The organism is Microbulbifer sp. GL-2 (genome assembly GCF_007183175.1).
Lineage (GTDB): Bacteria > Pseudomonadota > Gammaproteobacteria > Pseudomonadales > Cellvibrionaceae > Microbulbifer.
In genome coordinates this window covers 2,269,882-2,293,097 of sequence record NZ_AP019807.1, presented here as the reverse complement: position 1 = coordinate 2,293,097, position 23,216 = coordinate 2,269,882, and the positions used below count along the sequence as shown (strand labels likewise).

The window sequence follows — 23,216 nt, the reverse complement described above, 5'->3', positions numbered from 1 at the left end:
TTATCTACCAAGTGTACACCGAAGGCAACATTTTTGACCTCCAGTATCTATCCAACCTAGACATGCAAAACGCCAACACCATTTTCGCGACCAGTTTTCTTGCGTTCCTATTTATTTCTTGTTCAGCTTGTATTATTTATCGCATACGATACCTACAAGCCGGCAAACCTTTCATATCTGAACCGCAAAAACAACACCTCAGCAAAATCAATTCAAAAATATGGTATAGCTATTTTTTCCTATTTATCTCTCAACTATTTACTGAGGGTGATATTTTTGACTACCAGTATTTTTCCAGTTTGATCATACAAAGTGACTCTTTCATCCCAGCAGGAATTCTCCTTGCACTCTGCATAATAATTTATTTCTTGGGGGTCATTTACCATACTTGGCTTCTACTAAAGCTATCCTTTAATCAGCACCAATTAAATCCAGTTAACGAGCAGGGGTAAAGGTGCCCATTTTATTGGCGAACAAAAATGCACTTGTGTTTGGCTTTATAAGTCAATCGAATTATTGGTTACACTTCAGAAAGAGCAGAAAAAAATGAAAGAAAAAAAGATAAACGATACTAATCTACCAAATTCCAAAGAAACCTTTCCCCATCAACAATACTTGACCCATAACCTGCCCACTTACTGCACGAACGTACCGCAAAAAGGAACTCCCTCACAATAAAAACGTAAAGTAGTTTGCACTTTACAATGAATAGCCGGCACTATAATACGGCGGCCAAAATCCCGTAAGCGCTAGCGTTGTGGATAGGGACCACCAAGTCTATGTTTGAACGCCTCTTTGCCTCCAGAAAAAAGCCGTTTGTACCAAATCGAGACAAACTTGAAACTCTGACGGCCAACTTGTCCGGTAGCCGCTTTAGTATCTCAGTACCACCCAACAGCGTGCCCGATATTAATGAGGAATATTATGGCCCCCGTATTGATATCTATAACCGGGAGGCCTATGACGATCTAAGCCGCGGCAAATGGTACCAAGAGGGAAGAATGCCAGGGCAGTCCATTTTAAAACGCCATTGGGGCTTTTACGGTCCTCCCTGGATTGCCATGGAATATGGATTTCTTTCTCTAATAATTAGGATCTTCCGTGTAGATGATTTACCGGAGAGCATGAGCTGCTTTAATCCACACCATTTAGAGCAGGTTATTTTAAGAGATTTATATTTTCGCTATGGCCCTCCCAAACTGGATATGGACCCTAGGGCTGCCCCAATAAAATGGCAGAAAAAAAATATTAACGGTACGGATTGGCTGTACTGTGAGGCGCACCCAAAATGCAGCGAACAAGAATTACGGGAAAACCCATTTAGAGAAGCCGTTTTTCACTCGCAATTATATGTCCCACTGGATGATCAATACTTTATTAATGTTTATTTTAGTGCTTTGGGCTATGCGCCTGCTAAATATAGCATTGCCGCTATGGATCATTTAATAACTGAAACTTACTCGACTCTTCAATTAGAGTTGAGCCCAGCCATGCAACAGCGAAAAGCGGACGTGGCCCAACAATGTCCAAATTCCCACTTTAGTGAAACCCGCAGCCCAGAACTCTGGATTTACCATAAAGTACGTGAAGGTAATTGCAGAATTGGAGAAGACTTACTTGAAGTGGTTGAAAAGGGCTCGCCACCACCTAGCTTTACCCCTTAATAGCTTTTTTCTACCTGTATTTATTATAAGGAAATAATATGTCAGCATTTAGAGCCGGTTGGACCAAGATTATTGAAATGGCCCCAATGGGCACAAAACAGGGCCGCGATGTCTATGTTAACAATGCTCATACCCTATGTATGAAAAAGTAAAGCAAGAGGCACAAACTAATTACTATTCTGCCACCCTGCTGCGCGCGCTCATAAGCCTAAATGCCGATACTGCCAGCAGCCAGAGTGCCAATGGCGCCGGAACTGTTCGCTATCTGGTACGCAATGGTATGGCCATCGAGTACTATATCGACAATGGCGATGTATTGATCCATAAACTCCATTTCGATGACTCCCTGCAAGCGGATTCTGGAAATCAAGCAATGGGGGTTTACAAAGTTCAATATGATGGAAGCGCTTGGGGAACAAGTGGCTCTTCCCACAAACAAATGAATCTGAAGCACAAGTGGAATGGTGCTCATTATGCAGCAGTAAGCGGTAAATTTCGTTCAAAGGGCTCTGCTGGACAAATGTTAGTTAGGCATATTGAGAAATCCTATGGAGGGACTGAAATACTGCCCAGAGACATTCCCCAGATGGACAACTTCTACTCACTTTATTGGATTAATAATAAAGAACATGGTGCACTTCCATCTGTCGATGGCCTGACCTCCTTGATTCAACAGGCAGCAAGTGCCAGTGAATCCGTAAACTGGTTGGTTCATGGTGAAGGTGCCAAAACCTTCCAGCGGGCTCTGGAAATTTTGCAGAACACACCCTCTTTGAGCCGTTTTGAAGCAAAAGATGAGGAAATAGTACGCAATTTGCGCAATAAAATGTCCGGACAAAAAGTTTTCTTCTCTAATCCTGTGGGCGCAAACCCCGACAAGCTGGAAAAACTCTGCAATGTCGTTGGCCTCACCTATGTAGATAGCAATACTAACCCCCGCAATCTTAAAACCGCCGCAGGAAGAGAAAACTCCTGGAATGAGATTAAAAGAATCGGCGCAGCAAGCACTGGTACTGGCGTAACAGCAGTTTCCTTAAAAGAGTCAGGCATCTTTACTATTCAAAAACAGGGGGGAATGTTATCGAACGTGTATGAAGCCGCCATTAGCAACCCGACTCTAGCCGCAATCGGAACCGCCGGACTCTGTACTGCTGCCGCCTTTGTGGTTGGAAAAACTCAGGCAACCAAGTGGGCAAGCCAGGTTCGAGCAATACATGCAACCGCAAGCAGTACCTTTGGCCGTGGCAATGAATATTGGTATGACAGTGATGAAGATTTGCTGGAACAGCTATCTGCCTAATACCCCAGGTGTGATCCCCCTAAGATTCATTTCGTAAATTTTGGATTAGAAAAGTGCCGGGATAAGCCGGCACCTATAAAACCATGCCGTATTTAGATATTTGCCCCCTAAAATAACTGCTCATTAAATCACCCTCAAATCACCTTTCTCGCTCTACTCAATCTCCACTGGGCGGTAGTTAATTCATCTCTAAATTAACTATTTTTTAAGTCTACACTCATTGAAAGCCCCCTTTCTCAGATGGACTTTCAGGGAAGTGAGAGATGATACGGCTCAGACTGGTAATAACACTCTTTGCCACCTTACTCATTAGTAGCCAAGCTTTGGCAGAGTATAAAAAAGGAGACTTTATTCTTCGCATTGGCGCCGCTGCGGTTGATCCCAATGACGATTCCGACAATCTGCGCCTAAATGGCACCATATTGCCTGATACACGAGTTTACGTGGATACTGGTTACTCCCTGAGCGTTACGGGCACTTGGTTGTTTGCCGATCACTGGGGGTTGGGGCTTTTGGCGGCATTACCATTTAAACATGATCTCGACGTGCGCGGCCTTCCCAATCCGGTGACAGGCGAACCTCTCGGGCGGGTTCGCCTTGGGGACATCAAACATCTGCCCCCCACCCTTACCTTGCAATGGTACCCGGTATGCACAGAATCCTGGGTGCAGCCCTATATTGGCATTGGTGTGAATTACACCCACTTTTTGAGTGAACATATCAACCGTGCGGCACAAAATTACTTTGAGACGGTACTCGGTGCTGAATCACGGGCAAAGCTTAAGCTCGATGATTCCTGGGGCCTGGCCGGGGAGGTTGGAATAGATATCGCCTTTGGCCGGGATAACCGCTGGCTGTTCAACGCGGCTATCTGGTATCTTGATATTGATACCGACGCCAAAATCCGCTTTTACACAGGTGCGGAGAGTTACTCCCGTATCAACGTGGATGTGGACATAGATCCGTTTGTATACTCGGTGGGTATTGGCTATCACTTCTGAACTATTTTATTAAAGGTTCTCATTTCGATATAAAGTTGGATAAGGTTTATTCAATACAACCTATAAATATAATTTTCAAAATTATGCCTACCCAAAAACCAAGCATACAAACGATCATTTAAAATAGTGCGCTTTATGGCAAGCTATTCACAATCATGTAATCTGGCACGAGCAACGGATTTTTTGGTAAGTATGCTTTGACCTCGTTGATCCAGTTATTTAATGCCGGTGCCAATGCGCCCATCAAATTCTGTTCTATTCCAACCATATAGCTGAACACCAACTGTGGGAAAACTGAGAAATCAACTAATGACGGCTGCTTAAGCCCTCCCATGAAAGGACCTCCACCTAAATGTTCTATCAATTCCAATGCGATGCGTGACTGCATTTCAGAAAGTGTTTCTGATACGTCTATATCAGCCATCATATGCTGAATAAACGGTGCCATTTTTAATAAGTCAGGCCAGGCAGAACGAACCTCATCAGATAAGGGCGTCTGACTACTAACGATAGCGGCAAGCCGCCAAGCACTATGTCGAAATTTCGCAGTTATTTCTGTTTCATAAATTGTCCGAAAAATCCCCAGGATAAGATTATTGGTAACCCAGGAATCCAACTCCAATATTTTGTCTCGATCTGCTTTAGAATCACCAAACAGGGGATGTTCAGGATATAGCTCATCCAGCCAAATAGCGAGAGGTGTTGAATCTGTACTCCATTCGTCTCCTATTTGTAAAACTGGAACCTGACTTTGCTTAGTGAAAGAAATTTCTTTTGAATCTACAGGATTGACAGGAACGAACTCAAATGGAAGCTTCTTATAGTGAAGACAACAACCTATTTTACGCACATAGGGACTTGTTGAATAACCATACAGTTTGATCTCAGCCATTGAACATCCCCTTGATCTTTACAGTTGACAAGTGAAGACGATCCTTGAGATAAGATCTCCCAAGTTTGGGTAGAGGTCTAATTACACTTGTTTAATGTGCTTATTATCCTGTTATCGCTCCAATAATAAAATGATATATTCATCAGATAACTTGTCATTTTGTTCACGATAAAATTTCGCCCTCAGGAGTTCAGGATGTCTCACCCTACAGTGGATGCACTATCTGACATATTGAAAACGATTCACTTGTCGGCGAATACCTATTTTTGCAGAAGCTTTGATTCTCCTTGGAAAATGCAGGTTCGGCATCGTCCTCAAGGCCTGTTCCACATTGTGCTTGAAGGTCAATGTTATTTGAGAGAGAAAAATAATGAGGCCCTGCTGTTACTCAATACAGGCGATATCGTTTCCTTTCCTACCGGAGGGACTCACTGGATAAGTGACTCCCCTGACAGCCAGGATTTATCAGCAGAGAATGTAGTCAAGGTGGGGGATGAAGGTGATTTTTTACTACTGAAAACGGGTGATATTGTTGCTTTTCCTACTGGAGGCGATCAATGGGCAACTACATGTCGAAGTCAACAGAATACCACCGCCCAGCCAAGAAAGGACGCCGGTAAAAGTGACACTATTGACTCCAACAATAGAGAAAATACAGGCCCTCACGAAGAAATTACTACGCTTATGTGTGGCACCTTTAGTTATGACTCGTCAGTCGATCACCCTTTCTTAAAAGACCTGCCCTGCTTTATTCATATCAGTACTAGTGGAGACAGTCAATTTCATTGGTTGAAAAACCTTATTAGTCTGCTGGATATTGAATCAAAAGTATCATCCCCGGGCTCCACTACCATGGTGGACAGGCTGACAGAAATTTTGTTCATTCAAATTTTACGATCACACATGGAAAAAAATGATTACTCCAAAGGGTATATGGCTGCCCTTGCAGACCCAAAGATAGGTTTAACCCTAAATCTAATTCACTCAGAGAAGGATGAGAAATGGACTATCGACATTCTGAGTAAAGCAGCAGCACTGAGTCGCACCTCCTTTACTGAAAAATTCACCACCCTGGTAGGAGTCAGCCCTAAATCTTACTTAACCAATACACGGATGTTAAAAGCAAAAGCAAGACTGCAAAACAGTAATGACTCAATGTTAAGTATTGCAACAAGTGCCGGCTATTCGTCTGAAGCGGCCTTTAGTAAAGCATTAAAAAAATATTTCAACAAAACACCAGGTCAAATAAGAGGATCTGCACGGAAAATTTAACTTAGCGCCTTCAATCGCACCTGATGAATCCCTTTGCTCCCCTACTACCATTCTATTTTCCCGAACCATACAGCCAATTTTAATCAATTTTCATTCTGCCCCTGTTCGTTAAACTGCTCCCCATTGATAGAGATTACCCGTACCCAACGGGCTCAGCTTGAAAATTATTAGATTGAGGAGCAACGCAATGACCACTTCCACTCTGACTACTGCCCAGGATACCAGCTCCCTGTTCCCCACAGCTGCAGATTTAGCGGGGCGTATAGGCCTGTCAGCAATCTTCTTGCTGGCGGGTATCAACAAAATCCAGAACTATGAAGGCAGTGCCCAATACCTGGTCTATGGCGGCCTACCAGAATCCCTACTGCCACTGGTAATCCTGTTTGAGGTGGGAACCGCCCTTGCTTTGATTTCAGGCTTTCAGGTTCGCTTGGTCGCATTAGCTCTGGCCGGGTTTAGCGTAGTTACAGCAGCCCTGTACCACAATAATCTGGCCGATCAGATGCAGTTCATTATGTTCTTCAAAAATATCGCTATGGCCGGTGGTTTCCTGCTGCTGGCCGCAAATGGCGCTGGCCGATGGAGCCTGGATGCGCGCAGCCGACGTTCACAGCGATAGTTTACTTATAGCTTATAACAACTGTAACCCCGAGACTCTCAGGGTTACAGTCACTATTCCGGGTATTCAGGAGGTATAAAATGGGACTTTTGCTCAACGGAAAATGGCAGGACCAGTGGTATAGCACCAGTGAATCCGGCGGTGCTTTTGAACGAGAGGCCGCGCAGTTACGTAACTGGATTACAAACGATGGTAGTGTGGGCCCCAGTGGTGCCAGCGGCTTTAAAGCCGAAACAGGCCGTTACCACCTCTATGTATCCCTGGCTTGCCCCTGGGCACACCGCACCTTGATTTTCCGCAAACTGAAAAACCTGGAGGAGCACATCAGTGTATCGGTGGTAAGCCCTGATATGCTGAGTTTTGGCTGGAGTTTCAATACAGAGGAAGGTAGTTGTGGCGACCCTCTATTTGGGTACGACTACCTGCACCAGATCTATACCCGCAATAAAGCTGATTATAGCGGTCGTGTTACTGTACCAGTGCTGTGGGACAAACAGAGAAACTGCATTGTCAGTAACGAGTCTTCAGAAATCATTCGTATGTTTAACAGCGCCTTTAATTCGATTACTGGCGATCAAACAGACCTTTTCCCCAGCGAAAAGCGCGATGAAATTGAATGCATAAATGAAGAAATTTACCAAAACATCAACAATGGTGTTTACCGCTGTGGTTTTGCCACAACACAAACTGCTTACGAAGAGGCCTATAGTAAACTCTTCGAATCACTGGACCATATAGAGACGTTGCTGAGCCAACAACGTTACCTTCTCGTTGATCAGATCACTGAAGCTGACTGGCGTTTATTTACCACACTTATACGTTTTGATGCGGTCTATCACGGGCACTTCAAGTGCAATCGCCAACGCCTGGAGGATTTCCCTAATATCCGCAACTATGTGCGTGAGCTGTATCAATGGGCCGGCGTGGCCGAAACTGTTGACTTTCACCATATCAAGCGCCACTACTACTTCAGTCACACTTCAATCAATCCGACCCAGGTTGTTCCAGTTGGTCCCGCTATCGATTATACCGTCCCTCACGATCGAAACAGGTTCCCTGCAGGCTAGAAACTCAAACCCAAACCCCCGACCTTGGCCGCTCTGCGGCCTCTTACATGACTCAGTTCTCCAACCTTGCCCCTTCTCTGATCTAATTATTCGAACAAATCTATCTATAATTATCACTATCATTCGGTTCATACGAATATTAAAGTAACTCCTTAGTCGAATGGTCAGACCGGAAATGCAGTTAGTATTTCATTGATCGACGGGAGAGGAGATCCATGCAAAAAACCACCCTGGAACAATGGCGCATGTTTAAGGCCGTAGTGGATGCAGGAGGCTTTAACCAGGCCTCAACGGTAGTGCATAAAAGCCAGTCGAGTATTCACCACGCCGTTGGCAATCTGGAGTCGGCCCTGGGAGTAAAGCTGTTTGAAGTATCGGGGCGCAGGGTTGTATTAACCGAGGCAGGACAGCTGATGTTACGCCGCGGAAAATACTTGCTGGATGAGGTTTCACGCATAGAGGCTATAGCGGAGACTATCAGTGGAGGGGTGGAGTCCGAGTTGCGTATTGCAGTAGATGGTGCCTTTCCCCAGCAAGTGGTATTTAAAGCCTTGGAAAAGGTATCCGGAATATTCCCACAAACCAATATTGATATTATCGATACCATTTTATCCGGCACCAATGAATTGATTCAGGAAGGCGCTGTAGACCTGGGTTTATCCCCAATGACCATGGAGGATAACCTCAATGAAGAGATCTGCACAATAGAGTTTATAGCAGTCGCACATATCAATCATCCGCTGAATCATTTCGAACGCAAATTAAGCCATGACGATTTAAAATCCTACCGGCAGATTATCGTGAGGGATTCAGCCACTCAATCCAATGTCGATTCTGGATGGCTGGGCGCAGAGCAGCGCTGGACTGTGAGTAGCCTGCGTGCATCAACAGAACTCATTTGCCAGGGAATGGGGTATGCCTGGCTACCCATGCCAATTGTCGCACCACTATTGGATAGCGGCATATTAAAACGTCTTTTGTTGGAGAAGGGTGCATCCCGTACAGCCAGTTTTTATTTGAACTTTAAAGATAATGACAGCCTGGGCCCCGCTGCTCGGGAATTTATTGGCGAGTTGAGACTACTCACTTTGACTATGCCCACTCAAGAAGAACATTAGACTTAGCATGTGCTTTTCCAACCCCCTTAGAAAGTTCGTATTAATCGAACAACAGATCCATATCTATCCGATGTTTATCTTTAATATTTTCCAATAAAATAAATATATAAAGATCTATATCCAAGTATTTGGAGCTTGTCATGTATTACTTTAGACCGGCGCAGGAACGTGGAAGCACTAACTTCGGATGGCTGAAAAGCAGGCATACCTTCTCTTTCGGGCACTTCTACGACCGAAAGCATATGGGATTTTCTGTACTAAGAGTAATCAATGATGATACCGTCAGCCCCGGCGCTGGTTTTGATACACACGGTCATCGGGATATGGAGATAATTTCTTACATCCTGGAGGGCGCAATTGAACATGCTGATAGCGAAGGTAACCGCTTTGTGGTTCCCGCTGGCGAAGTTCAACGCATGAGTGCAGGAACAGGCATCACCCATTCGGAATATAACCATTCAACATCGCAAAGATTGAAATTTCTGCAAATATGGATTCAACCAAACCGCCAGGGTATCAAGCCTGGATACGAGCAGAAGTCAATTATTCAAGATGAAAGACTGACGCCTCTGGTAACTCCAGATGGGCGCGACGGCTCTCTATCCCTACAGCAGAATGCCAGCTTATACCGGTTGCAATTAAAGAGCGAAGAAAATGTAGATCTGGATACCAGCAAGCGCCCTGGCTACCTGCATGTCATTGAGGGCATAGGCTCTTTAAATGACGATATCAACCTGATGGATGGTGATGGGATTGGAATCTACAAAGAAAATGTACAGTTACGCGCAACAGGAGGTGGTTTGATCGCCCTGTGGTTTGATCTGCCATCCTGACGACGATTTTATCAAGGCAAGGACAATTTCAGCTGGATAAACAGTGGGGATAATTATCATTACTTGTGCCCCATACAGAGTTATTAACAGCACACTAATTTCATTTTTTATTCCCAAACCCGGTTGACAGGGGGAGAAAGGCACCAGTTCAATTTTTTGCGGGACATGAATAAAAGAGAAGTTAAACTCATCCTTTGAGCTGTCAACTGATGGGACTACTTCCCAAAATACATCCTCGCTCTCACTTAGCCTCTTAACAGTCTCAGTCACGGCGCCTAAATTTTCACTTCTCCTTTCCTGCCGATTCCCTCCTAAAATAGATCGAGGTAATTGGGGATCGATTGATGGGCGCAGTTGGCGACACGGATAGTCGCAAGAGCGAACAAACCGAGCCGGGGAGACTGATCGCCCTGCTCTCCCCTGTGCCTCCCGCTATTTTGGCACTGGCTTTACTGCTCTATATGCCGGAGATATCCGCCGGCCGCGAACTTACTTTTGGTGTCACCTGGGTAGAGGATCTGGGTGTTTCCTTGCGTTTTTTAGTCGATGGCCTGAGTTTTCTTTTTGCTCTGTTGATCAGCGGTATTGGCGTTTTTATTGCTATCTATGCTGCATCCTATTTACGTGGACATCTGCAGCTACGCCGCTTCTACCTATACCTCTACCTGTTTATGATCGGGATGTTAGGTCTGGTGCTCGCCGGCGACCTGATTACCCTGTTTGTATTCTGGGAAATTACCACCATCGCCAGCTACCTGCTAATTGGCTTTAATAACACCAGCGCAATTGCCCGCCGTTCAGCCCTGCAGGCTTTACTGGTAACAACTCTCGGGGGGCTTTGCCTTTTGGCAGGACTCCTACTGCTCGGCTCTGTTGCGAGCAGTTTTGATATGGTACAGGTGCTGGCTTCCGGTGAGACGGTACGAGCAAGTCCCCTTTATGTACCGATCTTGATTCTTATATTAATCGGCGCCTTCGCCAAATCCGCCCAGTTGCCATTTCATTTCTGGCTGCCCAATGCAATGGCTGCACCCACTCCTGTCAGTGCCTACCTGCACTCCGCCACTATGGTAAAAGCCGGTATTTATCTGTTGGCACGCCTACACCCGGTATTGGCGCAGACAGAAGTTTGGGAGTGGATTTTGACCTGTACCGGTGCTGCCACAGCAACAGTGGCGGCTGTGGCTGCCCTGCGCCAAACGGATCTGAAGCTAGCCCTGGCCTACACCACAATGATCGCCCTCGGTACCCTGACCATGTTTCTGGGTTCCGATGCCTCGGCTGCGGTAGCGGCCGCTATTACTTTCTTAATAGTGCATTCTTTCTATAAGGCCGCTCTATTTATGGTGGTGGGTATCATTGATAAGCAAACTGGCACCCGCAATATGATTAAACTGGGTGCACTTGGGCGCGCCATGCCTATCACTTTTTTTACCGCCCTCGCCTCGGCACTTTCTATGGCGGGCTTCCCGCCATTCCTAGGATTTATCGGTAAAGAATTAAAGTACGAAGGCGCTCTGGCAGTAGCCTCTGAGCCCGCCCTGGTATCCACTGCTGCAGTGTTCGCCAATGCAGTAACTGTCACCGTGGCTGGTATGGTGGCTTTGAAACCCTTCCTAGGGAAACGACCACACAATTTCCCCTCCATCCATGAGGCATCACCAGGGCTGTGGATAAGTCCTCTGGTGCTCAGCTGCCTGGGGTTTACCTTTGGCCTGGCACCGGACCTTGTCGGTGGAGGGCTGGTGGAGCCGGCCCTTACAGCTGTGCTGGGTATCCCGGAGAGCATCGATTTGCGGCTCTGGCATGGTCTCAACATTCCATTGCTGATGAGTATTCTCACCTTTGGCTTGGGCGTTACCATGTACCTGGGGCTGCGCAACTTGCGCGCCTGGCTGGCATGGGATTTCAAATATGCACCCACCAGTGCCGACCTGCTCTGGGACAAGTCCCTGGAGCTGCTACGATCTTTTGCCGCGCTGCAAACCCGGATATTACAAAACGGGATTATGCGACGTTACCTGAGCGTAATTTTTGTCACCGTTTCTGTGCTTCTTGCCTACGCCTTATTACGCACCGGTGAGTTCTCTCTGCAATACAATTGGCCGAGCCTGAACCTAAAGGAATGGGCCGCCTTTTTACTTACCGTGGGTGGTGCCTTTATGGCTGGTAGTGCACGCAAGCCGCTGATTGCGATCTGTGCGCTCGGAGCTCTGGGTGTGGGGGTTGCATTAATTTACCTGTTTTTTGGTGCCCCGGATGTGGCGATTACCCAGCTATTGGTGGAAACCCTGTATCTGGTATTGGTTGCAGCGATATTGCCTCGCCTACCAGTATTCAGCCCTGGAAGGAAGATTCGCTTTCGCCCACGGGATGCTCTTTTGGGCGGCGTTGTCGGCCTGCTGGTAACTCTGAGTATTTTCGCGGTATTACAAACGCCTTTCGATAGTCCCACCAGCAACTTTTTTGAGGAGGCTGCAGTACCTGAGGGACATGGACGCAATATCGTAAATGTCATCCTGGTGGACTTCCGCGCGCTGGATACTTTTGGTGAAATTATCGTGGTATTTACCGCTGCGGTAGCGGCAGTAACATTACTGGGTCACCAATTACGGCGGGGTAAACAGTGAATTCCCTGATACTGCAAACTGCGACCCGAGTGCTGGTGGCGCTGATTCTGGTTTTCTCGGTATATATGCTGTTGCGCGGCCACAATTATCCCGGTGGGGGTTTTATTGCCGGATTGATCGCCGCTTCAGCATTCGCTCTCTTTGCCATGGCCTGGGGCATTGAGTCTGCACAAAGAGCCCTGAGGATTCCTCCGGGCAACCTGGCAGTTATTGGCGTGTTGATCGCGGCACTTTCCGGCATGCTGGCAGCTTTTGCCGGCGAGGCGCCCTTCTCTGCCCAGTGGTTTCAGTTGACCGGTAATAAAGGCTTTGGCGGCATCTCAATCAGTAATGTGTTGATTTTCGATATAGGTGTTTACCTGGCAATACTCGGTGCAGTACTTACCCTTATTTTTGCCCTGGAAGAGGCTGCTTGATATGGAGGGCCCAATCGCACTTGTTGTCGGCATACTGATAGCCACGGGTGTCTACCTTATGTTGGCAAGGGACCTGTTGCACTACCTGTTTGGACTGGTGCTGATCAGTAATGCTGCCAACCTGGCAATTTTTATCACAGGCAGGTTGACTCGCGCCTCACCGGCCCTGGTTCCTGAAGGGATGGATGTACCGCCGTTGCCGGTTGCCAATCCACTGCCACAAGCCTTAATTCTGACTGCCATTGTCATCGGGTTTGGTCTGCTGGCCTTTGCCCTGGCGCTGATTGCACAAGCCTATAAGGTGCTTGGTACCCTGGACGTAGACTCCATGCGTATCGCTGAGCCGGTAAGGCCCAAGAGGAAAAAACTCCCTTGAGCTGGTTACTGGCACTGCCCTTTCTGATACCCATTTTTACTGCGCTCGCCACATTCCCGGCACGAGGACGGCGCTTGCTCTGCGGCTCTCTTTCTATTTTCGGTTGTGTACTGATGCTCGCAGTAGCGATTTCTATTGTGATCCTGGTGGAAACCGGTGGCACTCGTGCCGAACAGATGGGGGGCTGGGCAGCCCCTTTTGGTATTACCCTGGTTGCAGACCGTTTAAGCGCTGTGATGCTACTGATCAGCGCAATTGTGGGGCTCTGCGTCTCATTGTTTTCTCTCTCAGATATTGATGAAAGGCGGGTAAAACTGGGGTTCCACAGCTTTTTCCAGCTTTTATTAGCTGGGGTTTGTGGCAGCTTTATTACCGGTGACTTATTTAATTTGTATGTCTGGTTTGAGGTGATGCTGATCGCCTCATTTGCCCTGTTGGTTTTGGGAGGGGACCGCATCCAGTTGGATGGGGGATCAAGTATGTGGCCCTGAATCTGGTGTCCACCCTGCTGATGCTCACATCAATTGGCATGATCTACGGGCTGACCGGCACTCTGAATATGGCGCAACTGCATATTTCCCTGGCTACTGTAGATAACCCTGTAGCGGTTTCCGCCCTGGCAGTACTATTTATCAGTGCTTTTGGCATCAAGGCAGCCATATTTCCTTTGTTTTTCTGGTTACCGGCCTCTTACCATGCACCTCCGGTAACCGTCACTGCCGTATTTGCCGGGCTTCTGACCAAGGTTGGCGTTTACGCCCTGATTCGTACCTTTACCCTGATATTCCCCACAGATTTGGGCTTTACACACAATATTCTTTTGGGCACCGCATTGCTCACTATGCTCACCGGCGTGTTAGGTGCAGCTGCACAGTATGAATTTCGCAAGATTCTCGCTTTTCATATCATTAGCCAGATCGGTTTTTTAGTACTCGGTTTGGCTCTTAATTCCCCCCTGGCACTGGCTGGCTCTGTTTTTTACATGGTGCACAATATCGTTGCCAAGACCAATTTATTCCTGATCAGCGGGACCGCCCAGCGTCTCACGGGCAGCTATGAATTGAGTGAAATTGGCGGGATTTACCAAGCCAGTCCACTACTTTCCACCTTCTTCTTTATTGCCGCCTTCAGCCTTGCCGGCTTTCCCCCCCTGTCGGGTTTCTGGGCCAAGCTATTGTTGTTAAAGGCCAGCCTTGACCAGGCCGCTTATTTAGTTGCTGCAGTGGCACTGGTTACCGGCGCACTGACCCTGTATTCAATGAGTAAGATCTGGGCAGAGGTATTTTGGAAGGACCACCCAAAAAGCTATTGCTGCAATTTATACGAGATACCGCGTAATGAAAGGCTGCAACGTTTACTACCGGTGGCCCTGCTGGCATTAATTACCCTGGGACTGGGTTTGGTGCCGGAACCTTTCATTGACTACTCTCTGGATGCCGCCAATGAACTGCTGGAGCCAAGTGGCTACCTGAATGCAGTACTGGGCCAGGGTTCCACCCAATACACGGGAAATCATTGAGTATGCGCGTATTTTTACTCAACCTGTTACTGGCGATCAGCTGGTCCGCGCTTACCGGCAATGCAACACTGACGAACCTCTGCTTTGGTTTTTTTATCGGCTATTTAGCCCTGAGAGTTTCCCCCAGCTTACCCGGTGGGAGTAAGTACTTTCATCGCCTGCCACGTTTCGCACACCTTTCTGTTTTTTTCCTGCAGGAACTGGTGCTCTCCAGCCTGCGCGCAGCTTATGAAGTATTTTCCCCAAAACTAAAAAGCCGCCCCATGGTTGTGCGTATTCCCTTGGAAATTACGGACCGCAACCAAATCTTTATTCTCACCAATTTAATCTCCCTGACTCCGGGGACCATGGTACTGGAGATTACTCGGGATCACTCTGAGCTTCTGGTTCACACCATGTTTGTGGACGATCCGGAGGCTTTTCGCGAGGAGATTCATCAAGGCTTCGAAAAGCGGGTAAGGGAGGCCTTCTCCTGATGCCGATAACTATTGCCGATATACATTCCCCCATTATCGTGATGGCAATCAATATTTCCTCGCTGATGCTGCTGTTGGCACTGGTGATGTGTTTTCTGCGTATATTTTTTGGGCCCACGCTCGCTGATCGGGTAGTCGCTTTGGATGTGTTGAATATTCTTGCAGTGGCTTACTGTGCGCTTTTAGCCATTGCCTCAGGGCAACCAGTGTACCTGGATGCGGCTATAGCACTGGCTCTGGTGGCGTTCCTGGTGAGTGTGGCCTTCGCCCGCTTTATTGAAAAGAGTGGTAAGAAAACCGTAATTCACGAAGGAGGCGGTAGTGGAGGTTTTCGATGAGGTCTTTATTGCCGTACTGATACTGGTAGGCAGCGCTTTTGGATTCAGCGCCGCCCTGGGTTTATTGCGCATGCCGGATTTTTACACTCGTATGAGCACCTCCGGTAAGGCCGCCACACTCTGCTGTGGCCTTTTACTCGCAGGAGTGGCCACTTTATTTCATGATACCCAGGTGACTGCACGGGCAGTGGCAGCAATCCTGTTCCTGCTACTTACGGTGCCGGTAGGCGTGCATATGATCGCACGCGCTGCCTACCGGGTTGGTACCCCTATGTGGCGAGGAACTTCAGCCCAGCCCCGCTTTAAAAATCCGAAAAGGGACCTTCGCTAAAAGCGGTCCCTTCCAGATATGAATTAAGCGTACAACTCGGCAATAACAGCATCACTGCGTTGAGATAGTTTATGGACGCAGTCATCTACGAGAATAATGTGTCCCATCTTGCGTCCCTCCCTCAAACTTTTGCCGTAGAGCCAAACACCTTCATTTTTCTGCGATGGTGATTTATTCACACCGAGCATATTAATCATCGCTGTCGGGCTGGGACATTCCGTATCTCCCAGGGGCATATCGAGAATGGCACGTAAGTGGTTGGCGAATTGGCTGGTGTCTGCACCTACCAGGGTCCAGTGACCACTGTTGTGCACTCTAGGCGCTATCTCGTTGACAATAAGCCCTTCGGTAGTCACGAAGCACTCCAGGGTCAGTGCGCCCACATAGCTCCAATCGCTCATCAATTTATCCAGATAAGCGCGAGCCTGTTCCATCAAGTGAGAGTTATGGAATGGCGCTTTGGAAACCAGCAGTGTGCCCTGACGATGATAATTTTCAGTCAGAGGGTAGGTTTTCACTTCTCCAGATACTGACCGCACTCCAACCAGGGAAACTTCACAGGAAAAATCTACTGCCGCTTCCACCACGCAAGGGTGGCTCTGGGCTTCCTCAATGGCCTCTTCAAGCTGCGCCTGGTTCTTTACCCGCCATTGGTTTTTCCCATCGTAGCCGTTTTCACAACTTTTAATAAATGCTGGGTAACCCAGGGTGTTCAGGGCTCGCCACAGTTCATCAGCCCCCAATGCAGGTAAAAAAGGCGCCACTGGCAGTCCGCTTTCTGTCAGAGCCAGCTTCTCCCGCAAGCGGTGCTGGGCTTTTTCAAAAACATGGGGGTCGGGATAGACCGCACAGAACTGCTGTAAGTTACGCAGTAATCCCACATCCACCTGCTCGCGCTCAGCGGTGATCACCTGTGGACAGCCCAGGGCCCGGTATAACGCCTCTCCGCTCTCATGATCTTTAAGGTTAACAAGGACACCAAGTCCTTCCACGCAACGGGTATTTTCTCCCTCCTCAGCGAGGAAGCTGAAAGAAATACCGAGTGCCTGGCCCTCCTGCGCCATCATCTGTGCCAGTTGTCCACAACCGACAATAGCGACATGTCTGGTTCGCTCACTCATTGGCCCTACTCCACGGACAAGGGCACTTGCTCACTTTGTTGCTCCCTCCAGGCAATTAACCGCTGTTGCAACTCGGCATCGGTTAGTGACAGCATCTGTGCGGCCATCAAGCCTGCATTAAAGGCACCGGAAGCGCCCACCGCCTGGGTGGCAACAGCGACACCACGAGGCATCTGCACAATTGAAAGCAGGCTGTCCATCCCGGTCATAAAACGGCTTTCCACGGGTACCGCAATCACGGGTAGCGGACTCATTGCCGCAATCATGCCTGGCAGGTGCGCCGAACCACCGGCGCCGGCAATAATGACCTGGGTACCGTTTTTGTGTGCCTCGCTGGCAAATTCCACCAGGCGTTGGGGTGTTCTGTGTGCGGAAACTACCGCAGTGGCGAAAGGAACCTCCAGCTCTGTGAGCGGCTTGGTCGCATTGGACATGGTGGCCCAATCGGAGCGCGACCCCATTACGATGGTGACTTTTTCAAAGGGCAGAGAATTCACTTGCGGTTAACTCCAGTGTTGAATGAAGGCCAGGTAGACGGGGATTGCCACCAGCACGTTAAAGGGAAATGTGATCGCCAGGGACAGGGTAATTGAGACACTGGCATTGGCCTGAGGCAATGCCACGGCCATCGCCGCTGGCACTGCGATATAGGAGGCACTGCTACCCAATACCGCAAGCAGGAAAACGCCCCCCATTGACAGGCCGAGCAGGGAGCCCAGTAACCCCCCGGCAACGCCACCCATCAGGGGCATAAAGATGCCGAAGCTCAGCAGGAAGGCTCCCTGCCCCTTTACATCTTTCAACCGCGCTGCAGCTACCCGGCCCATTTCCAGCAGAAACAGCGCTAGTACTCCGTGAAACAGCTGCCCAAAGAAAGGCATCACAGCTGCGGTGCGCTCACCCGCCCAAGCACCAATTACGATGCCGCCGATTAGCAAGAGTACCCCCTGGTTGCAGGTCAACTCGTGAAACAACTTCCCGCTGCCGGCATCTTTCGCTGACTGCCGCGCCAGCAGGATACCCACTACAATCGCGGGAACTTCCAACAGAGCGACGAACAGGGGAAAATAAGCTTCGTATTCAATACCGCGCGCATTGAGAAGCGCTACCGCCACTGCATAGGTTGCGACACTGACAGATCCGTAGTGAGCGGCCGTGGCCGCAGCATCCAGGCGAGTCCACTTACCGACCCAGTACAGAAGCGGAAAAGCTAAAAGTGGGAGCAATGCACCAAAGGCCAGTACGGCCAGGGATTGTGGCACCAAGGTCGATGCGGAGTAAGTACTGAGAGCCGCACCACCCTTGAGGCCAATAGCTAACAGCAGGAATATCACACAGCTTTGGTAGAGGCCAGTCGGCAGGCGCAGGTCACTGCGCACCAGCTGTGCCAATGCCCCAAGAAGGAAAAAGCCAACAACAATGTCGAGCTGCATCTTCAGCGTTTCCCTTTCTGGGAATAGTCAGATAACCGTCCTTGTCTCGAGGCAATCACTCTGACCCGTCGCTGACCTCGGTGGGCAAACCAGTAACCAATATTGGCAAGCAGTATCAATAGGCCGACAAGCATAAGGGCGCTGGCACCAATACCAGCCAGTGCTAGCGTCCAGCCAATAAATAAGACCAGCAATCCAACTGAGACACCAAAGTAAAGCTGTGACTTATGCATAAGAGGGGCCTCGACAGGTTATTAAGTGGGCGCATTATCGGTAGGAGTATTGATAGATAAAAATAGATAATTATTATGTGATCCATCTACAATCATCTATATAGGTGTCCCATGTCCTCCAGCAGAGCCCACACCCGGATCGGAACCGCACGACAGCTGGAGATCCTGCTGAGCGTATTCGAGCAGCACAGTATCAGCGCTGCCGCCAAGACCCTGCACCTAACTCAACCCAGTGTGTCCATGCAGCTGGCCAAGCTCTCCGCCGCCGTGGGGCTGCCGCTCTACTATTCCGTCGGCAAGCAGTTGCACTTTACCGAGGCAGGCCTGACCCTGGTGGAAAGTGCCAGGGAGATTTTAAAGAGCTATGAATATCTCGATTTAAAACTGGCAAAACTGCGTGGACTGGAGAGTGGCAAGCTACAGTTGGCCGTTGTCACCACCGCCAAATACTTTATCCCGCACTTAATTGGGGACTTCTACGAACAGCACCCACAGTTGGATATCCGCTTTCGTGTGGGCAATCGCCAGCAGATCATCGATTACACCAGTGAAGACGCGGATGACTTTTATGTATTCAGCCATCCTCCACAAAATCCCGACTTGGAGCTGGTGGAATTTTTACCGAACCACCTGCTGGCAATAGCCCCGGAAAAGCATCCGCTGGCTAATAGAAAAAAAGTCTCTCTAAAAGAATTTGCCAGCTGCCCTTTCCTGCGCAGGGAGGAAGGTTCTGGTACACGCCATGCCATTGAACGCTTCCTGACCAAGCAAGGCATCGACCTCAATATGCGTATGACGATTGAAAGCAATGAGGCTATCAAGCATGCTGTGATGTCCGGTCTGGGCGTTTCCATTCTCTCCGAACACACCCTCGCCTTTGGCGGGCGTTCCGGCCTTGCCATATTAAATGTTGAGGCGCTGCCAATTATTACCCACTGGTATCTGGCTCGTCGTAAGTCTCGCCCTCTCTCCCCCGCGGCCATGGAATTCCTGGAATATGCCCGCAACCTGGAAACCGTGCCAGAGGAAATCGGCGGAGCCAGGATACATACCTCAAAGTAACTACCCTTCGACAATGTGAATATGAGAATTGGACCAGGGTAATTCAAGCGATCAACGGCTTCTGCATTGCCCCGAAAACCTAGTAAAAAAGCTGCGCCTTAAAATTCAATAAAACCCCTGCGCCCACTTTGAATCCTGCTACTTTTTGGATACCCGCCGGTTAACCCATATAAATTCCGGCGGATAAATCGCAATGGCAGAAAAAAAGATCTTTCCTGCGCAAGTACCGGATTTTTATAGAGGGATATAGTGATGAAACTTAAGGGACTCAGTCGCGCGGCAATGACACTTATTTTGACCTCTGGCGCAACCATTACCCATGCCCAAGAAGATTGGCGTGATATCGAGTGGGGCGACTTTATTGTGAGGTTTGGATTGAGCTATGTAACTCCCAATGACGCTGCCACTTCTTTAAAGTATCGGGTTCTTCAACAGTGGGACCTCTATAACTCCAGCTGGGAAATAGATACCGCGCAAACCTGGCAGATTTCCGGAGTCTGGCGCCCGTCAGATCGCTGGGGCTTTGAATTGATGCATATCAACAGTGCCTCTTACGATGTGACATTGGATAATTTTACCGGCAATCCTGGTAGGGACCAAATTAAGCTGGGGGATTTCAAGGCCTCCACCACTCTCGCATTCGCCAACTGGTATTTTTTGGATCCATCTTATTTCAGTCGTCCCTACGTAGGAGCGGGTATTAACTACACCAATTACCACACAGTTTCTATCAGCCGCCAATTTAATGAATATCTGATAGATTCCGGCATGTCAGTTGCACCGGGCTCATTTAATATGGGGCATTCCTGGGATTGGGCGCTCCAAGCTGGGATCGATTTCAACCTGGATTTTCGCCAGTTCCAGTATCCACTAATTATCAACCTGGCAGCACTCTATTACATGTCTGATACTAATCCCACTGTAGATTTCCCCACAGATCTGGGGAGCGACCGGCTATATTCACACTTTGATTACGACCCTTGGATAATCAATATTGGTCTCGGAACAAAATTCTAAATAGGCATTAATGAATGAATAACGTTGTCAGCAGTTAGTTAACTGTATGAATGGATTCTGGCAGCCAGATATAGCTCATTAAATACTGGCTGTTGTCTTATATGAACCGATAACCGGAGTCATCGTGGGCATCCCAAATAGATTATCCAGCCTCCAAAGAAACTTTACATCTGGACCTATTTTTTTCAGTTTTCTATTGTTCCTGCCACTTTTACTGAGTCAGTCGGCATTAGCAGAATGTACACCTGGAAATATAGGCACGGTTGGTCCAGACCAAATCACCTGTGATGAAGACAACGATGCAGAAGAGGCTGATGTCGATGGGCTGGCGGGTAATGATATTATAGATCTTAATGGCGGCACCCTGAGCAATGCATATGGCAGCGCAGGTAATGATGAAATCAATATCCTGGGTGCGACAATCACTAATATGGTCGATGGTGGTGATGGCGATGACACCATTATTTTGAATGAACGCAGTAGCGATGTTGGTGATTATATCGGTGGGGGCGGGATTCATGGTGGTGCAGGCAATGATAATATTCAAATTTTGGACGGATTATCATTTCATGTCTGGGGGGGAGAAGGAAATGATCAGATTACTTTAGACGGCGGCTTTATTTTTAATTACCTGGATGCTGGCGAAGGTGACGATTTTATTCATTGGGATGAGGGTATCAGCAATGAAATTCGCGGTGGCAGCGGCTCCGACACTCTGATTATAGATTCCTACTCCTTTGATGGCGAAGCCATACTCGATGGTGGTGACGATCTCAGCGCTGAGGACGGCGAAATTGATACCCTGATTTTCAAACTTGATTATCGTCTAGATGGAAATCAATTAAGTAACTGGGAGCGGGTAGTTGTCTGGGGAAGTTCAAAAATGATTTTCTCTGGCAGTCTCAACGTAGGAGGAGGTCAGGATAATGAAGGCAACCCCTTAGGTTTACATGTCAAATGGGGGGGGCAAGCATTTTTTGATACAGATGAGTATGTCATTACCGGTAATGTGGCCAACGATGGAACTATCGACCTGGTCAACCAGAAGTTCAACACGGTGACCATTAAAAAAGATAGTGATGGCAACTATGGCAAATATATTGGAGGTAATGGACGACTGTGGATGGATGCAATACTTGATGACGATAATGATGCTAGTGACCATCTACGCATAGAAGGAGATACCAGCGGTACCACAGCGATTACCGTGTTCAACCTCAACGGACAGGGTGCTCGTACCCAAGGTAACGGAATCAAATTGATCTCTGTAGAGGGTGTATCGGCAAACGATGCCTTCGTTTTAAGTGGTGATTTTGTCACCAAGGATGATCAACAGGCCACAATCGGTGGCGCCTACGCCTATACGCTACACCACAATGGAGTTTCCGAAAATTATGACGGCGACTGGTACCTGCGCTCAGTGGTTAATGATTCGAGCAAGTTTCCAGAAGGAGGAATGACTCGCTGGCAACCAACAGCAGTACTGTATGAATCCCTGCCACAAATACTTCGCTCCCTGAATGTCCCTTCACCATTACGCAGCCGTGTTGGAAATCGCTTCTGGGTCGGCAGTAGCTATAAGGATTTACTCAACAGTGACTACGATAGTTCAGAAGAAACTGCTATCGACAGTAAGGGCATATGGATACGCAACAGTGCACGTTATATCAGCGCCCAACCCAAAGAATCCACTACCTGGGCCAGCTGGGATCAGAACTATTATCAACTACAACTGGGAGCAGACCTCCCCCTGAATATCTCAGTTTTAGGAAGCACACCAGTCGCCAGTATGGCTTTACATTATGGCGATGCCAAAAATGATATAGATTCATTTTTTGGTGATGGGGATATCGATATTAAAAACTATGGAGTCAGTGCTTTTCTGACCTGGTATAGCTACCAGGGCTTATTTATTGACACACAATTAAAACTTGACTGGTTTGATTTCGACTTTGATGCCTACGACTTGCGCACCCTAAAGAACAGTGGTGAAGCTTATGGTTATGCGCTATCCATAGAGGGAGGGTGGAGCTTTAAATTATACGATTATTACTCCATTACTCCCTTGGCACAGCTGATTTACACTTCGGAGGAGGCTGAGGATATTGAAGATACCTATAATGTTCTCGCAAGTGATATCAATAACAACGGTCTTATAGTACGTTTGGGCACCTCCTTAGAGAAACGAAAAAGCCAGCGCAAATCAAGCCGGAAAATGTATGGCTCACTTCCATTGGAACGCTTTAGCTTCTATATTACACCCAGCCTGATCTTCAACCTCGATCAGGAAACAAATCTCCTGGTTTCAGGAACCCGGCTATATCAAGAACCAGACAGGTGGTTTGGCGAGTTGCGTATGGGTGCCAGCTATGAGGAGTGTGGTGACCACTGCTCTATTTACTCAGAAATATTTTATTCCAGTAGCCTGGAGAATTTTGGGGATAGTTTTGTTGGAGGTCTGGAGCTTGGCTTTCGCTATAAATGGTAAACAGAACCAC

General features: G+C 48.1%; 24 protein-coding genes. 19 read left to right on the top strand and 5 right to left on the bottom strand.

Annotation, left to right across the window (positions count from 1 at the left end):
* Positions 1-779: 779 nt before the first annotated feature.
* The 3 genes from GL2_RS09965 (at position 780) to GL2_RS09955 (ending at position 3,965) form a co-directional block, all read left to right on the top strand.
* Positions 780-1,664, top strand: coding sequence for a hypothetical protein (locus GL2_RS09965; RefSeq protein ID WP_143730511.1), 885 nt, complete (start codon positions 780-782; stop codon positions 1,662-1,664).
* 136 nt (positions 1,665-1,800) lie between these two features.
* Positions 1,801-2,964: a hypothetical protein gene (locus GL2_RS09960; protein ID WP_143730510.1), complete on the top strand. Its 1,164-nt coding sequence runs from the start codon at positions 1,801-1,803 to the stop codon at positions 2,962-2,964.
* 263 nt (positions 2,965-3,227) lie between these two features.
* Complete coding sequence (locus GL2_RS09955; RefSeq protein ID WP_143730509.1) at positions 3,228-3,965, top strand: OmpW family protein; 738 nt, start codon at positions 3,228-3,230, stop codon at positions 3,963-3,965.
* A 133-nt stretch (positions 3,966-4,098) separates the two neighbouring features.
* Here GL2_RS09955 and GL2_RS09950 read toward each other — a convergent pair whose 3' ends face one another.
* Positions 4,099-4,857 (bottom strand): glutathione S-transferase family protein, encoded by a 759-nt coding sequence (locus tag GL2_RS09950; protein ID WP_143730508.1) that lies wholly within the window; start codon positions 4,855-4,857, stop codon positions 4,099-4,101.
* Positions 4,858-5,052: 195 nt separating this feature from the next.
* Here GL2_RS09950 and GL2_RS09945 point away from each other — a divergent pair, with 195 nt between their 5' ends.
* The 13 genes from GL2_RS09945 to mnhG all read left to right on the top strand — a co-directional run bounded on the left by GL2_RS09945 (position 5,053) and on the right by mnhG (position 15,852).
* Positions 5,053-6,129: an AraC family transcriptional regulator gene (locus GL2_RS09945; RefSeq protein ID WP_143730507.1), complete on the top strand. Its 1,077-nt coding sequence runs from the start codon at positions 5,053-5,055 to the stop codon at positions 6,127-6,129.
* A gap of 187 nt (positions 6,130-6,316) precedes the next feature.
* Positions 6,317-6,748, top strand: a complete 432-nt coding sequence (locus GL2_RS09940) for a DoxX family protein (protein WP_143730506.1) — start codon at positions 6,317-6,319, stop codon at positions 6,746-6,748.
* Positions 6,749-6,828: 80 nt separating this feature from the next.
* Positions 6,829-7,815 carry a glutathione S-transferase family protein gene (locus tag GL2_RS09935; RefSeq protein WP_143730505.1) on the top strand — a complete coding sequence of 329 codons (987 nt, stop codon included), beginning with the start codon at positions 6,829-6,831 and terminating at the stop codon, positions 7,813-7,815.
* Positions 7,816-8,030: 215 nt separating this feature from the next.
* Complete coding sequence (locus GL2_RS09930; RefSeq protein WP_143730504.1) at positions 8,031-8,933, top strand: LysR family transcriptional regulator; 903 nt, start codon at positions 8,031-8,033, stop codon at positions 8,931-8,933.
* A gap of 140 nt (positions 8,934-9,073) precedes the next feature.
* A complete protein-coding gene (locus tag GL2_RS09925; protein WP_143730503.1) occupies positions 9,074-9,766 on the top strand; it encodes a pirin-like bicupin family protein in 693 nt (230 codons plus the stop codon).
* A gap of 344 nt (positions 9,767-10,110) precedes the next feature.
* Positions 10,111-12,396 (top strand): hydrogen gas-evolving membrane-bound hydrogenase subunit E, encoded by a 2,286-nt coding sequence (mbhE, locus tag GL2_RS09920; RefSeq protein WP_143730502.1) that lies wholly within the window; start codon positions 10,111-10,113, stop codon positions 12,394-12,396.
* Complete coding sequence (locus GL2_RS09915; protein ID WP_143730501.1) at positions 12,393-12,812, top strand: Na+/H+ antiporter subunit B; 420 nt, start codon at positions 12,393-12,395, stop codon at positions 12,810-12,812. Before mbhE ends, GL2_RS09915 begins: the two co-directional genes overlap by 4 nt.
* Position 12,813: 1 nt before the next feature.
* Positions 12,814-13,188 carry a Na+/H+ antiporter subunit C gene (locus GL2_RS09910; protein WP_143730500.1) on the top strand — a complete coding sequence of 125 codons (375 nt, stop codon included), beginning with the start codon at positions 12,814-12,816 and terminating at the stop codon, positions 13,186-13,188.
* Positions 13,185-13,679 carry a hypothetical protein gene (locus tag GL2_RS21880; protein WP_232053813.1) on the top strand — a complete coding sequence of 165 codons (495 nt, stop codon included), beginning with the start codon at positions 13,185-13,187 and terminating at the stop codon, positions 13,677-13,679. Before GL2_RS09910 ends, GL2_RS21880 begins: the two co-directional genes overlap by 4 nt.
* Positions 13,670-14,707, top strand: a complete 1,038-nt coding sequence (locus tag GL2_RS09905) for a proton-conducting transporter membrane subunit (protein WP_232053812.1) — start codon at positions 13,670-13,672, stop codon at positions 14,705-14,707. The genes GL2_RS21880 and GL2_RS09905 overlap by 10 nt, the downstream gene beginning before the upstream one ends.
* 2 nt (positions 14,708-14,709) lie before the next feature.
* Positions 14,710-15,183, top strand: coding sequence for a Na+/H+ antiporter subunit E (locus tag GL2_RS09900; protein ID WP_143730499.1), 474 nt, complete (start codon positions 14,710-14,712; stop codon positions 15,181-15,183).
* Positions 15,183-15,521 (top strand): cation:proton antiporter, encoded by a 339-nt coding sequence (locus GL2_RS09895; RefSeq protein ID WP_143730498.1) that lies wholly within the window; start codon positions 15,183-15,185, stop codon positions 15,519-15,521. The genes GL2_RS09900 and GL2_RS09895 overlap by 1 nt, the downstream gene beginning before the upstream one ends.
* On the top strand, positions 15,505-15,852 hold the full coding sequence (gene mnhG, locus GL2_RS09890; protein ID WP_143730497.1) for a monovalent cation/H(+) antiporter subunit G: 348 nt from the start codon (positions 15,505-15,507) through the stop codon (positions 15,850-15,852). Before GL2_RS09895 ends, mnhG begins: the two co-directional genes overlap by 17 nt.
* Positions 15,853-15,875: 23 nt before the next feature.
* Here the strand turns inward: mnhG and GL2_RS09885 are convergent, their stop codons facing one another.
* Genes GL2_RS09885 through GL2_RS09870 form a run of 4 tightly spaced genes read right to left on the bottom strand, consistent with a single transcriptional unit; the run spans position 15,876 to position 18,639 of the window.
* Positions 15,876-16,973, bottom strand: a complete 1,098-nt coding sequence (locus GL2_RS09885; protein ID WP_143730496.1) for a 5-(carboxyamino)imidazole ribonucleotide synthase — start codon at positions 16,971-16,973, stop codon at positions 15,876-15,878.
* Between the two features lie 5 nt (positions 16,974-16,978).
* Positions 16,979-17,470, bottom strand: coding sequence for a 5-(carboxyamino)imidazole ribonucleotide mutase (gene purE, locus GL2_RS09880; RefSeq protein ID WP_143730495.1), 492 nt, complete (start codon positions 17,468-17,470; stop codon positions 16,979-16,981).
* Positions 17,471-17,476: 6 nt separating this feature from the next.
* Positions 17,477-18,406, bottom strand: coding sequence for a sodium-dependent bicarbonate transport family permease (locus GL2_RS09875; RefSeq protein WP_143730494.1), 930 nt, complete (start codon positions 18,404-18,406; stop codon positions 17,477-17,479).
* Positions 18,407-18,408: 2 nt separating this feature from the next.
* On the bottom strand, positions 18,409-18,639 hold the full coding sequence (locus GL2_RS09870; RefSeq protein WP_143730493.1) for a hypothetical protein: 231 nt from the start codon (positions 18,637-18,639) through the stop codon (positions 18,409-18,411).
* Between the two features lie 111 nt (positions 18,640-18,750).
* Here GL2_RS09870 and GL2_RS09865 point away from each other — a divergent pair, with 111 nt between their 5' ends.
* From GL2_RS09865 to GL2_RS09855, 3 genes are all read left to right on the top strand, one after another.
* Positions 18,751-19,701 carry a LysR family transcriptional regulator gene (locus GL2_RS09865; protein WP_172621106.1) on the top strand — a complete coding sequence of 317 codons (951 nt, stop codon included), beginning with the start codon at positions 18,751-18,753 and terminating at the stop codon, positions 19,699-19,701.
* A 252-nt stretch (positions 19,702-19,953) separates the two neighbouring features.
* Positions 19,954-20,718 carry an OmpW family protein gene (locus GL2_RS09860; protein ID WP_143730492.1) on the top strand — a complete coding sequence of 255 codons (765 nt, stop codon included), beginning with the start codon at positions 19,954-19,956 and terminating at the stop codon, positions 20,716-20,718.
* A 124-nt stretch (positions 20,719-20,842) separates the two neighbouring features.
* Positions 20,843-23,206 (top strand): autotransporter outer membrane beta-barrel domain-containing protein, encoded by a 2,364-nt coding sequence (locus GL2_RS09855; protein WP_143730491.1) that lies wholly within the window; start codon positions 20,843-20,845, stop codon positions 23,204-23,206.
* Positions 23,207-23,216: the final 10 nt, after the last annotated feature.